At 48.8% G+C, this 13,257-nt stretch carries 13 protein-coding genes; 3 read left to right on the plus strand and 10 right to left on the minus strand.

Translation table 11 applies throughout. The features are described 5' to 3' along the window. Positions 1-45: 45 nt before the first annotated feature. Positions 46-1,146: a GGDEF domain-containing protein gene (locus J4760_RS09840; protein WP_237605574.1), complete on the plus strand. Its 1,101-nt coding sequence runs from the start codon at positions 46-48 to the stop codon at positions 1,144-1,146. A 25-nt stretch (positions 1,147-1,171) separates the two neighbouring features. On the opposite strand, the gene J4760_RS09845 is transcribed toward J4760_RS09840, so the two are convergent. From J4760_RS09845 to kynU, 10 genes are all read right to left on the minus strand, one after another. Continuing rightward, on the minus strand, positions 1,172-2,473 hold the full coding sequence (locus tag J4760_RS09845; protein WP_237605575.1) for a pyrimidine-nucleoside phosphorylase: 1,302 nt from the start codon (positions 2,471-2,473) through the stop codon (positions 1,172-1,174). A gap of 17 nt (positions 2,474-2,490) precedes the next feature. Then, positions 2,491-3,627 carry a glycosyltransferase family 4 protein gene (locus tag J4760_RS09850; RefSeq protein ID WP_237605576.1) on the minus strand — a complete coding sequence of 379 codons (1,137 nt, stop codon included), beginning with the start codon at positions 3,625-3,627 and terminating at the stop codon, positions 2,491-2,493. A gap of 15 nt (positions 3,628-3,642) precedes the next feature. Next, the gene (locus J4760_RS09855; protein WP_145288192.1) at positions 3,643-4,791 is read right to left on the minus strand and encodes an NAD-dependent epimerase/dehydratase family protein; all 1,149 of its coding nucleotides are present in this window, start codon (positions 4,789-4,791) and stop codon (positions 3,643-3,645) included. 172 nt (positions 4,792-4,963) lie between these two features. Continuing rightward, a complete protein-coding gene (locus J4760_RS09860) occupies positions 4,964-7,189 on the minus strand; it encodes a TRAP transporter permease (protein WP_237605577.1) in 2,226 nt (741 codons plus the stop codon). Positions 7,190-7,194: 5 nt separating this feature from the next. Continuing rightward, positions 7,195-7,701 (minus strand): DUF1850 domain-containing protein, encoded by a 507-nt coding sequence (locus J4760_RS09865; protein WP_237605578.1) that lies wholly within the window; start codon positions 7,699-7,701, stop codon positions 7,195-7,197. A gap of 4 nt (positions 7,702-7,705) precedes the next feature. Further along, on the minus strand, positions 7,706-8,740 hold the full coding sequence (locus tag J4760_RS09870; protein WP_237605579.1) for a TAXI family TRAP transporter solute-binding subunit: 1,035 nt from the start codon (positions 8,738-8,740) through the stop codon (positions 7,706-7,708). 129 nt (positions 8,741-8,869) lie between these two features. Beyond that, on the minus strand, positions 8,870-9,190 hold the full coding sequence (locus J4760_RS09875) for a hypothetical protein (RefSeq protein ID WP_145288190.1): 321 nt from the start codon (positions 9,188-9,190) through the stop codon (positions 8,870-8,872). Positions 9,191-9,207: 17 nt separating this feature from the next. Then, positions 9,208-10,050 (minus strand): tryptophan 2,3-dioxygenase, encoded by an 843-nt coding sequence (locus J4760_RS09880; RefSeq protein ID WP_237605580.1) that lies wholly within the window; start codon positions 10,048-10,050, stop codon positions 9,208-9,210. Continuing rightward, positions 10,043-10,675, minus strand: a complete 633-nt coding sequence (locus tag J4760_RS09885; protein ID WP_237605581.1) for a cyclase family protein — start codon at positions 10,673-10,675, stop codon at positions 10,043-10,045. Before J4760_RS09885 ends, J4760_RS09880 begins: the two co-directional genes overlap by 8 nt. After that, positions 10,675-11,940: a kynureninase gene (kynU, locus tag J4760_RS09890; RefSeq protein WP_237605582.1), complete on the minus strand. Its 1,266-nt coding sequence runs from the start codon at positions 11,938-11,940 to the stop codon at positions 10,675-10,677. Before kynU ends, J4760_RS09885 begins: the two co-directional genes overlap by 1 nt. Positions 11,941-12,080: 140 nt before the next feature. Between kynU and J4760_RS09895 the strand changes: the two genes are divergently transcribed. Both J4760_RS09895 and J4760_RS09900 read left to right on the plus strand, forming a co-directional pair. Continuing rightward, positions 12,081-12,803 (plus strand): SDR family NAD(P)-dependent oxidoreductase, encoded by a 723-nt coding sequence (locus J4760_RS09895; RefSeq protein ID WP_237605583.1) that lies wholly within the window; start codon positions 12,081-12,083, stop codon positions 12,801-12,803. 24 nt (positions 12,804-12,827) lie between these two features. Continuing rightward, positions 12,828-13,253 (plus strand): hypothetical protein, encoded by a 426-nt coding sequence (locus J4760_RS09900; protein WP_145288175.1) that lies wholly within the window; start codon positions 12,828-12,830, stop codon positions 13,251-13,253. Positions 13,254-13,257: the final 4 nt, after the last annotated feature.

Here is a 13,257-nt window from a genome sequence, read left to right on the forward strand (position 1 = left end):
TCAAAGAAATTTCAAAACTATTATCAAAACTGATGGAGGAAATTTATGTTTCTCGATATGATCGTACTGTTCTCAATGCTGGTTGCATTCCTGTACCTGTACTTTCAAATCAAATGGAAGATGGAACCTCTGCTGCAGAGCCGTCTCTACGAGAGTATTTTCGGGGGCCTGATGGGCGGTTTCATCTCCATTCTGCTCAACTACTATGCCGTCGGTACCCAACATGAAATCTATTTCAGTCTAAGTATGGTCGCTTTGATGCTGGTACTCATGTTCAACAGTTCCCAGGCCTATCTGGTAAGTTCAGGTGTGTTTTTCGGATGGGCGGCCCTTTCGCCCTGGGCCATTGCAACCGTATCACCGGGTGTCCTTCTGACTGTCATGGCCAGTGTCTTCATCGCCTACAGTATTCTGAAGAAACTGGGCGACTATGTGCTCGGAATCTCCCTTGTGCTTGTTGTTGTCGCACTGTATTTCACGACACTCGTCATGAATACCGGCGACCCAGCAGTAGCCATGGAAGTTGCATTCTACTATTTTCTCCTGGCTGCCATCAGCATGGCACTGAGCATCTCACTGATAGACTACATGACCCGGTCCCACCGGCTGTTCAGACAGTACGAAGAGGAGGCTTCCATTGATGGGTTGACCGGCCTATACAACAGAAGGGCTTTCGACAGTAGAGTGGACGCACTGGATTCGGGGAAAAATGTTTCCCTGATGATTCTGGACATCGACTTCTTCAAATCCTTCAATGACCGTTTCGGACACCCCGAAGGGGATAAGATACTCCGGGCTGTCAGTCGTAAGATGCAGTCGGTCGTCGGGGAGGCAGGCATTCTGTCCCGCAACGGTGGAGAAGAATTCGCAATCATACTGAAAGGGAAAACACGGGATGAGGCATTTGAAATTGCAGAACGCCTCAGAACCACCATCGAACATAGCCACTACATCATGCATAACGGGGAGTTTGTCGGTATCACCATCTCCATCGGGCTCGCATCCTACCCGGAACAGGTCGACAGAATCGGCAAGCTGTACAGGACAGCGGATGAACATCTATATATCGCAAAGAAGCTTGGGCGCAACCAGGTCTGCTGCGAAAAGCAGAAGGACCTGATTGTTGCAGACACTCCTCACACATAAATAAAGAGGCTCACTTGGAGCCTCTTTATTTTGTAATGACCTGTTTGATCAGTTCTATTTCATTTTGGGTCTGCCCGATTCTGTAGTTGTCAATGATTTTCTGTTCCACATCTTTGACATCTTCTCTGTTGCTGTGGATGACAGCGATGGTATCGCCTGCTTCCACCCGGTCACCAACCTTTTTCTTGAGAACAAGACCGACTGCGAGATCGATTTCATCTTCCTTCGTCTGGCGGCCTGCACCAAGCATTGCGGATGCAATGCCGATCTCCTCAGCTGCAATCTCTTCAACATAGCCGCTTTTATCCGTTTTCACTTCAAACTGGTATTCTGCCTGCGGCAATCTGGATACATCATCGACAACGGATGCATCGCCGCCCTGATTTTCAAGGAAATCCTTGAACTTCTCAAGTGCCCGGCCATCATTGATGACGGCCTGGAGTTTCTCTTTTGCTTCATCCAGTGTTGCGGCTGCGCCACCAAGCACCGCCATCTGCGCGCCGAGTTCCAGGCATAGTGCTGTCAGATCTTCCGGCCCTTCGCCTTTCAGCGTATCGATGGCCTCTTTGACTTCGAGTGCATTGCCGATGGCATGGCCAAGCGGTTCCGCCATGCTTGAAATGATGGCCATCGTGTTGCGGCCGACATTATTGCCGATGGCAACCATCGCTTCTGCCAGGGCAATAGCGTCTTCTTCATTCTTCATGAATGCACCATCACCTGTTTTGACATCGAGTACGATGGCATCCGCACCCGCTGCGATCTTCTTGCTCATGATTGAACTCGCAATAAGCGGGATGGAGTTGACCGTCGCTGTGACATCACGCAGAGCGTAGAGCTTCTTATCTGCCGGTGTCAGATTGCCCGACTGGCCGATGACCGCAACTTTATTCTGGTTTACAAGATCCGTAAATTCCTGTTCGCTGATCTCGACGTGGAATCCTTCGACTGCTTCAAGCTTGTCGATTGTGCCGCCCGTATGACCAAGACCACGCCCGCTCATCTTGGCGACCGGTACATCAAGTGCTGCGACCAGTGGCGCCAGTACAAGTGTTGTCGTATCCCCTACGCCGCCGGTGGAGTGCTTGTCTACCTTCACACCTTCAATTGCCGAAAGATCAATTTCATCTCCCGACTTGACCATGGCCATTGTCAGATTCGCACGCTCTTCCTCGGTCATGTCATTGAAGAAAACTGCCATAAGCAGACTGGAAACCTGATAGTCCGGAATGTCTCCTTCCGTATATCCTGTAATGAAATAATCGATTTCTTCCTTGGATAGTTCCCCACCATCACGCTTTTTAGCAATGATATCTACCATGCGCATGAATATCTTCCTCTCCATTACATATTTCTGTTGCCGACAGAGTGCCTGTCTCTTGCTTCCATATAGAAGTCGATCAGCCGCTGGGACGTTGTATCCCAGGAGTAGCCCATCGCTGCTTCACGGGCATTCTGCCGCATCGCTTCAAGCTTCTCCTCATCCTCGAGCACGGATACTGCTTCGAGCATGCTTTCCAGGTTTTCATTTTCAAACAGCATGCCGTTGACGCCATGCTCCACCTGTTCATTCGTCGGTCCGCTTTTCGCACCGATCAACGGCAGGCCGGATGCCATCGATTCGAGAATCACAAGACCGAGCGTCTCGGATACTGAAGGAAAAATGAATGCATCTCCTGAAGCGAATGCCTTTGATAGATCATCTCCATGAAGGAAGCCGGTGAATACCGTGTTGGTACCCTTGAAGCGTTTTTCGATATCCGCGCGTGCCGGTCCATCTCCGATAATCGCCAGGCTGATATCGGGACGCTGCTCGAGCAGTGGCAGCAGTTTTGGAATCTCCTTTTCCACGGCAATCCGCCCGATGAATACGAGCAGCTTGTTTGAAGGCTTGCCGCCCGTCAGACGTTCCCGCATCTCTTCATCCTTATACTTCGGATGACGGTGGACGACATCCACACCTCGCGGAATGACATCGAGCCTTTTGATGCCCTGGGCATCGAGTTCATCACGGATGGCATTGGATGTGACCAGATTGAGATCCGCATTTTTGTGATTGCGTTTGATATACCACCATAGCAGTGGTTTCGCAGGTCTGTAGATCTTGTAGTAGTCCAGATACTTCGGCAGGTGTGTATGGTATGAAGATACGAGTGGTACGTCGAGCTTCTGTGCAGCCTTCACTGCACTTGTAGCCAGGAGGACCGGGTTGACTGCATGGACAACATCCGGCTGGAATTTTTTCAGTTCATGATACACTTTGCGGGACGGGAATCCCCACTTTCTATACCTGTAAAAAGGGAAAGTGATCGGCTTTACGCCGACCACTTTCGCTCCTTTATAGTCATATACACCAAGATCTGGGGCAATGACCAGGACTTCATGGCCTTCCCGTATAAAATAGTCTATTGCTTTTGTCAATCTGGTCACGATGCCATCTGTCGACGGCAGGAATGTCTCTGTGACAATCGCTATCTTCATACGGATTACCTCTCCTTATTTCCAAGTAACTTTTGGAAGAACGTTATCTACAATGATGCGGTCTTTATGCTCGAGCGCTTCTTTAAGCATTTCCTTGAGCACGTCTTGAGTCAGCAGGTGTGGTTCAAGACCGAGGTCGATCAGATTCGTATTGACTGCATTGTAGTAGTGATCTTCATTTTCAATACGTGGATTTTCAATGCTCTTGATATTTGCTTCAATATCAAGTTCTGCAGCAGCCTGCTTTGTCTTTTCAGCAAGATCTTGTACAGAGAAGGACTCGGTGAACTGGTTGAACACTCTGAACTCTCCTACGTCTGCCGGATTTTCAGCAGCAATCTCAACACAGCGTACTGTATCTTTGATGTTCAGGAAAGCACGTGTCTGGCCGCCTGAGCCATATACAGTCATATCGTGGCCGATTGCCGACTGGATGACGAAGCGGTTGAGCGCCGTACCAAATACACCGTCGTAATCCAGACGGTTTGCAAGTACTGGATCTTTTTTCGTTTCATCAGTATTCAGACCGTAGACAACACCCTGGTTGAGGTCTGTCGCACGGATGCCCCAGATTTTGCAGGCAAACATGATGTTATGTGTATCATGCACTTTCGTAAGGTGATAGAAGGATCCAGGCTGCTTAGGGAATGGCAGTGTGTCCTTTCTTCCTTTATGTTCGATTTCGATGTAGCCTTCTTCAATGTCGATATTCGGCTGGCCGTATTCGCCCATTGTACCCAGTTTGATCAGGTGGCAGTCTGGTTCGAACTCCTTGATCGCATAAAGTACATTCAGGTTGCCAAGCACGTTGTTCTGCTGTGTATATACCGCATGTTCACGGTCAATCATGGAGTATGGTGCTGAACGCTGTTCTGCAAAATGCACGAAAGCTTCAGGACGCTCGTTCTTGAAGACCAAGCTCAGGAAATCATAGTGGTTCAGATCGCCTTCATAGACTTTGATTTCTTTGCCAGTGAGTTCTCTCCATTTGTCTACACGTTCCTGTAGAGAGGCGATTGGTGTTACCGAATTGGAATGCAACTCGTCATCAATCTTACGTCTTACCAAGCTATCGACAATAGTCACTTCGTGACCTTTCTCGGAAAGATATAGGGCTGTTGGCCATCCACAGAAGCCGTCCCCTCCTGCTACAATAATTCTCATATGAAAATCCTCCGCTTCAAGTGTTATTTACAATGTTCACAGTATACGGCTAGTATACAATAATCATTATAAAGATAATTATATGCTGGGACAAACTTTTATCTGCGGATTGTGCAAATTATTCGAATTAAAAAAGCATCCGGACAGTTTTTCCCAGTCCGAATGCTTAGCCTCATACAGTTTTGAGCATGCGCTTCTCTTTTCTTCTCTTATAGAGCTGGAAGAGCACTATGAGGATGAACAGCCCGACCGCAATGGCATCGGTCAGAAGGTCACTCTGTATGAATAGAAGTGCTGTCGCCACTGCGGCCACTCTTTCAATAATATTGTAGTTGGTGAGCATGTAGTTCTGGATGAACGACGCGAATGTTGCCATGCCGATGGCGGCAGTAATGACCGCCCAGGTCATTTCAAGCGCTGTTGCATCCGTAATCAGCAATATGGTCGGATTGATCGCAAACATGAACGGCAGGAGCAGTGCGGCAGAATCATACTTGAAACCCTGCACACCTGTACGGATCGGTCCGGCATTGGCAATACCCGCTGTTGCATAGGCCGGCAGGTTGATCGGCGGTGTATCGTCAGCCAGTACACCGTAGTAGAGTACGAAGAGGTGGGCAACAATGACCGGCAGGCCAAGATCCGTAAGCACCGGCGCAATGACTGCTGCAAGCACTACATAGGTTGCTGTCGTCGGCAGCCCGAGTCCAAGCAGAAGACATGCGAACACTGTCAGAACAAGTGCGATGTAGACTTGCGTATTGTCGGTGATCATGAAATTCGGCAACCAGCCTTCGACCGTATCCGAAAATTCGATTACGATTCTTGTAAACTTGGTTGAAAGGCCACTCGTTGTAATGACACCGATCAGTATTCCGGCCGTGGCACAGGCGACAATGATGCTCAAGGCATTTCTCGAAGCTGTATCAAACCCTTCGAACAGCTCCTTCGCTCCATATTCCGATTTCACCTTATCCTGCTTCATTGAACGCTGGAACAGACCGAAGAGCAGTGCCACTACCACACCACCGAGCACCATGGTGAAGATGGACTCCCGCCATCGGATGGTTTCGGTGTTGAACACCCTTGTGCCGAAGGCCGCATTCAGTCCTTCCAGCCCCTGGTTCACGTAGCCGACCAAGTACTGCATTGAAAACGTCACAGCGAGCAGTATAGCTGCATAGAGGATTGTTCTTCCAAGACGTTCCTTGAAGCGGTATGTGAACAGCGCAATGACAATCATGGCGATGATCGTATAGAAAGCAGATGCGTTGACCGATGCACGCTCTATTACGAGATAGTAGAGCAAAATGAGTATCGGAACCAGCATGTACCCTTGCCGGAGCAGCAGCTTGCGTGCCGATGACATCTCTGAAGGATCCATACCGGAGATGTTTCTCCTGCTCGCTTCAAAGTGGACCATGAAAAGAATACCGACATATGCAAGCAGTGCAGGAATAAAAGCGCTTTTAATGATTTCATAATATGGAATGCCTGTAAACTCCACCATTATGAATGCAGCTGCACCCATGACCGGCGGCAGGAACTGTCCGCTGGAGGAGGCAGCGACTTCAACACCGCCTGCAACGTGCGGCGGGAATCCCACTTTTTTCATCAGAGGGATGGTGAACGTTCCGGTGGTCACTGCATTTGCAGTCGAGCTTCCTGAGATGCTTCCCATCATTCCACTCGCAACCACACTGGCTTTGGCCGGGCCGCCCTTGAACTTTCCGAACCCCCGTATTGCCAGGTCGATGAACATCTTGCCGGCCCCCGTCGATTCGAGTATTGCCCCAAAAAGTATGAAGATGAAGACAAATTGTGCCGAAGCATAGATCGGCGTCCCGAAGATGCCATTGCTCCGGTATACGATTTCATAGATGAAACGTGAGAAGTCTCCACGATTATGGTAGAACTCTCCCGGCATGAATTCCCCGAGGAAAAAGTAGGATATGAAAACACCTGCTATAATGACCAGTGGCCATCCTACTACACGCCGGGTCGCCTCAATGACGATTACAACGAACAGTGCGCCGATGATCAGATCGATCTCCGTCGGTCTCGCAGATAGGATTGCTTCGGCAGTCTGTCTTCTGATCAGATAGACACCCATCCCGAATGAAACGACTGCGAGCAGCAGATCATACCATGGAATTGTCTTCTGATTCATTCCTTTCCTGATTGGAAAAATAAGAAATACCAATACGACACCCAATATCAGGTGGATGACCAGAAACGTCCGGGAGCCGATGCCCGGCAGACCAAAGCCTGCTACATACAAGTGGAACATGGCAAGTCCAATGGCCACGATGCTTACCATGAATCCCATCTTTCTGCCCAGTGTCCGGTCGCTGCCCTCGAGTTCCTGTATCATCCTCTTTTGATCTCTATCTTCCATCACTTTCACCTCCCAAAGTAAGTTCGGATCACTTTGACTTCCAGATTTCTGCCCTTATAGGGCGCTTCCGAGAGGGTGATTCTGTCATCACCCACCTGGATATGATGCGGAAATACCGAGGAGGGTCTGATTCTGAGCACACCGCCATGCACACGCCGGTTGATATTTCTGATGATGAACACTCCGTCCTTCATTTCAACTTCATCCCCTTCGTATGGCATGCCTGCCCCAAACGATTCTGTATGACTTTCCATCGTATAGACATCCGTTCCTCTTACTTCAAAAACTTCCTTTACAGGCGAACGTTCCACTGAATGTATATATGTCACTGCGAACCGTTCCCCTTCTTCCACAGCAGCGGAGTACAGCACTTCGTCCGTCTCCATATCCGAGATCACCATATATTCCGGACGCAATATGTAAAGCAATATGACAGCAATAATAATAAGTCCTACAAGGGCCAAAAAGACATTGCGTCGCTGCAATGTCTTTTTGATATCCCTAACCACCATTCGACTACTGCTCTTCATAATACTGCTGGACACCTGGGTGGAGGTCGATGGACATGCCATCCTGTGCTGTATCAACAGTCAATTCTTCTCCACGTACGTGAGCATTCGCCAGGTCATCCAGATTTTCAAAGATGACCCTGGTGATTTCATACATCTGGTCTTCAGGAATGTCGTTCGACGCGATGAGCATTGCCTGAACGGCTACAGTTGTTGCTGTGCTGTCAAAGTTCTCGTATGCATCAGCTGGAATCTCCTGCTGAGTATAGTACGTATATTCTTCCATCAGACCATCGATTGCTTCCTGGTCGAAACTTACAAGCCTGACATCTGCACTTGCACTGAGTTCCTGGATAGCACCTGTAGGTGTGCCTGCTGTAACAAATGCAGCATCCACATTTCCATCCTGCAGGTTTGTTGAAGCATCAGCAAAGTCGAGAGGCTGAGCATCGATATCTTCGACGCTGAGGCCATGTGCTTCAAGAATCTGCGTCGCATTCGCCTCCGTACCGGAACCGATATCCCCGACTGCTACACGTCTGCCTTCAAGGTCCGAGACGGACTCGATACCGGAATCAGCCAGTGTGACAAGCTGGATCGTTTCCGGGTAGATTGTAAACACACCACTGTAGTTGTCAAGCGGCTCTTCAAACATGTTCATGCCTTCAGCACCATAGTAGGCAATATCATTCTGTACAAGCGCAAGCTGCGCTTCCCCATTGTTCAGCTGTTCCGCGTTTGAAACCGAAGCACCGGATGATACACCAGTTGCTGAAACACCTTCCAGCTCGGAATCGATGATATCCGCCATTGCTACGCCAAGCGGAAAGTATACCCCTGCTTCTCCACCGGTCAGTACAGTAATGTTTTCAACCCAACCTTCTGTGGAAGCACTATCCCCGGAAGCGCCCTCTTCTTCAGTTGATGTTCCTTCAGTCGTTGCTTCTTCTGTTGTTTCCTCGTCACTGCTGCCTCCACCGCATGCTGCAAGTACAAACGACAACGTAAGCATCAAAACAAGTAACCATGAGAATTTTTTCATACACCTTGTCCCCTTTGTAAATATTTTCTTTACTTAGTTTTAATTGTATCATAAAAATTTTATAATAAAACAGAATATTCAAATAAAATATAGAGGCAAAAAATTATCCCGGGACCCGGGATATCTTAATTATTTTGAAGTCGTCGTCCATTCCTTGCTGTTGCGGTATCTTTTTACATGGGCATATATATTATCCCCTGCGTAGTCCTCATTTGTATAGATTGTAATATCAAAATATTTGCCGCGGGCTGAGAAAGCTTCCTCGCGGTATACGTCCCGCAAGTGGTCGAAAAGGTTTTTCATCCCTTCCATCTTCAGACTCGGATACTCCCTCAGCACCCGTTTATGCAGCTGTCCATTCTGCTCTGTCACTTCCTGGACGACGATCACAAATGTTTCATCCTCTTTGATTACGTGATCGAAAATGTTCGTCTGGCCATAGTCCCGCATGCCCGTCACCCCTTCTTTTATAGTTCAGATCTCAATTCCCAAAGCTCTCTGAAAAAGTAATGGTCGATTACCCGTTTCAAGTAGTCCACTCCCGAACTGCCGCCGGTCCCTTTTTTGAAGCCGATGATGCGTTCGACCGTCTTCATATGCCTGAATCGCCACTGGCTGTATAGGTCTTCCACATCAACAAGTTTCTCAAGCATCTCGTACAATTCGAAATACTGATCCGTGTTCAAGTATATCTGTTTGAATGCTTCCTTGACGGATGGATGGGGGACATAAGTTTCTGTCACTTCCCGCTGCAGCACAGCGTCATCGATTTCAAACCCTGCCCTGTCGACTGCACGGATGGCTTCGTCATAGATGCTCGGCTTCATAAGCTGGGATTTGAGCTGCTCATGCACCCCGGAATCCTTTTCGTATATTTTGAGTGCGTGTGTCGTCTTGTACCCGAGACTGAATTCCATCATGCGGTTCTGATAGGATTGGAAACCTGAAGCGTTACCGAGGCTGTCGCGGAATTTCAAGTAGTCGCTCGGTGTCATGGTGGACAGTACATCCCATGCTGAAATGATCTGCCTCTGTATATTGGTCACCCGTGCCAGTTTTTTGAATGCCATTCTGAAGTCATCCATTTTTATATCTTCAATTGCCGAATTGATTTCATGTATGATCAGCTTCATCCACAGCTCTGAAACTTGATGGATGATGATGAACAGCGTCTCATCGTGTTCATCCGTCAGTGTGTTCTGGGAATAGAGTATGCGATCGAGACTGAGGTATTCACCATAAGTCATGTCTTTCATGAAATCCGTTTTTACATTTTCCCCATCAAGTGTGCGATCCTGATAGTCACTCATTTTCGAATCCTCCCGTAAAGCGTAGTGCGGCGCGCACAGGCGAGCCGTCTCCGCCTCTGATCTTCAGAGGCATGGCAATAAAGTCATAATATCCGGGTTCGATATCGTCAAGCACTGTATTTTCGATGATCATGATATCCCGTTCGTAGAGCAGATGATGGATATCGAGCGTCTTCGAATCGATCGTGTCGACGGATGCGACATCGATGCCGAAAAGCTTGATATCGTGCAGCGCAAGATGTTCGACCGCCCTTTTCTCGAGTACAGGAATGCGGTCAGGGAAAACGGTGCGATCGGTATGATGCTTTGTTTTGATGAGCAGTATCGTGCCTTTGAGAGGGAAGGTTTCGAGTGATTCCAATGTAATGGTTTCTTCAGCCGGTACTTCAATCACTGTGGCCGCACCGATATAGCGGTTGATATCCAGCTGTTCCACTGTGGCACCCGCATCATCAAAATGGAATGGTGCATCGATATGCGTGCCGATATGTGTACTTGTTTCAATTCTGCCTATATTGACCGAACCGCTCTGCTCTTTTGATACTGTACGTTCGTAGGTGAACAGCGTATCTTCAGGCCAGTGGGCAATGGCATCATCAAGCGTCTGTGTAATGTCCTTCCACATCAGGCAATCACTCCCCTTTTGTTATCAAACTGTTCATACAGCCGATCATCCATGATCTCCTTCAGGATCATGACCGTATGATGGACATCCTCGAATGAGTTGTACAGTGCAACCGGCGCGATTCTGACGTAGTTTGGAGCACGGAAGTCGGGAATGACACCTTTCGACTTCAAGGCCGCATTGATGCCGGCGGCTTTCGGATGACCAATCAGTATGTGTCCGCCGCGGTGTGCGTGCGCTCTTGGTGTGACAATCTCCACTTCATGCCCTTCAAGCACCGCTTCGATCATATCCATCATGAAGGATGTAAGCTCGAGTGACTTTCTGCGTATATTCATCATGCCCGCTTCCTGGAACATTTTCAAAGAACCGAGCAGCGGCGCCATCGAAAAGATATGCGGGGTGCCGACCTGATACTGGCTGATGTCCCGTGCCTGATCGAATGTGTGTGCCATATCGAACTGGGTCTCTTTGTTGTTGCCGAACCAGCCCTTCAGACTTACTGCAAGATTATGATGCCTTTCATGGACGTACAGTCCACCTACCGATCCCGGTCCGCCGTTCAGATGCTTATATGTACACCACATCGCGAAATCCACACCCCACTTCTTCAGCTCGTGAGGTACCGATCCGATGGAGTGGCACAGGTCGAAACCGATGAGGATCCCTTTCTCATGCGCCTTTTCAGTCAGCTTCTTCATTTCCAGCACCTGTCCACTGCGATAGAGCACCGATGGCAGCAGTACCAGTGCCACACTTTCGTCCATCCGATCGATGATCGCTTCAGTGGAGAGGGTATGTCCATCATCCGAAGGGACTTTGACCATGCCATCCGAATGGCCGTAGTCATCGAGAATCGACTGTACTGCATAGATGTCCGACGGAAAATTCAGGTCATCGACAAGAATCCTGTACCTGTCATCTGTCGGCTGATAGAGTGTCCGGACGGTCTGGTGGATATTCATGGTCGTCGAGTTCGTTGCAAGCACTTCATGGGCATCTGCGCCCACAAGATCCGCCATCATTTCCCCGAGCCGCTCGCTCATATAGAACCATGGGCGATCGCCACGTGTCCATCCATCGATGCCATGCTGCTTCCAATCTTCCATGACATCAAGCAGACTCCTTTCTGCCGGTCTGCTCATCAGTCCGAGTGAATTTCCGTCCATATAATGGATTGCTTCACCCAGATAGAATTCTTTCTTGTACTTGGCCAGCTTGTCTTCTCTGTCCTTTTCCTGTGCGCGGTCGAGCCATTCATTCATTTTGCTGCCTCCTCGTCTGTCCGATGTGCTTTTTTCTCATTATACAATGATTTTAACACAAGAGAAGTCTCATCAGTGCCTGCCGACTGCGTCTTTGCTACAATGGAAGTATAAATCTTGTCGACAAGGAGAGAGAATACATGCAGGAGATCCAAGGAAAATATGCTGTAATCACCGGAGGCACGAAGGGCATCGGACTCGCCACCGCTCACGCGCTGGCACAGGAAGGCGTCAATATTGCAGTCATCGGGCGGAACGCCGACACGCTGAAAGACGCGGTCAACGCACTTCAGAAACACGATGTGGAAGTCATCGGGGCGAATGGCGATGTGTCGAATAAAGAAGACGTCGATCGTATTCTGAACGAAGTGAACGACGCTTTCGACCGCATCGACATCCTCATCAACAACGCCGGCATCATGAATCCTACTTCTTTTCTGGACAGTTCTGAAGAAGATTTGAGAAAAATGATGGATGTCAACGTATTTGGTATCTACCATATGATGCACGGTATTCTTCCGCAGATGAAAACTAGGAAACAGGGAGATGTCATCAACATCTCCTCCATGTCCGGACTGAAAGGCGGTCCGAACAGTTCACTGTATTCTGCAACAAAGTTTGCAGTCATCGGTATGACTGAAGGCGTCATGCAGGAAATGCGCCCGCACAACATCAGAGTGTCCTACTTGACACCATCCGCTGTGCTGACGGATCTGATTGGGGAAACCGGACTCAAGAAAGAGACGATGACTCATGCAGAAGACATCGCGGATATTATTGTCAGCCAGCTCAAGCTCAACCCGAGAACTTTCATCAAGACAAGCCAGATGTGGGCAACGAATCCTGTAAAAGAAGATCAGTAGTAAACTTATTCTGGGGGCGATATCATGGCAGGACCGGCACTAAGACAGCTTCATGCCCACCGGGCGATTCATGACGCAAGCCTGGGAGGTGCAGAGGACCACGTTACGGATATGAAAACTCTATTGAATAAACAGGAACACGAAGCACTTGCAGAAGAGATGCAGTCGTTCATCGAATATGTGGAACAGCGCATCCTTGCACATGCCGAAAGCGAAGAGGAAGAGAATGGACTCTACCAGGAAGCGGTAGATAAAAATCCCGCCCTCCACGATAAAGTCCAGCAGCTGACGCGCGACCATGACCTGATGCGCAATATGATTGAACGGATGAGAACCGAACTTTCCAAGGAGGCAGTCGACTTCCAGAAACTCATCGACTACTCCGTATCCATCATCATTGTGGATGAAATCCACTCAAGGGACGAAGAGCAGTTTCTGCTTGATGACTAGAAAA

It is taken from the genome of Salinicoccus sp. ID82-1 (assembly GCF_021991715.1).
Classification (GTDB): domain Bacteria; phylum Bacillota; class Bacilli; order Staphylococcales; family Salinicoccaceae; genus Salinicoccus; species Salinicoccus cyprini.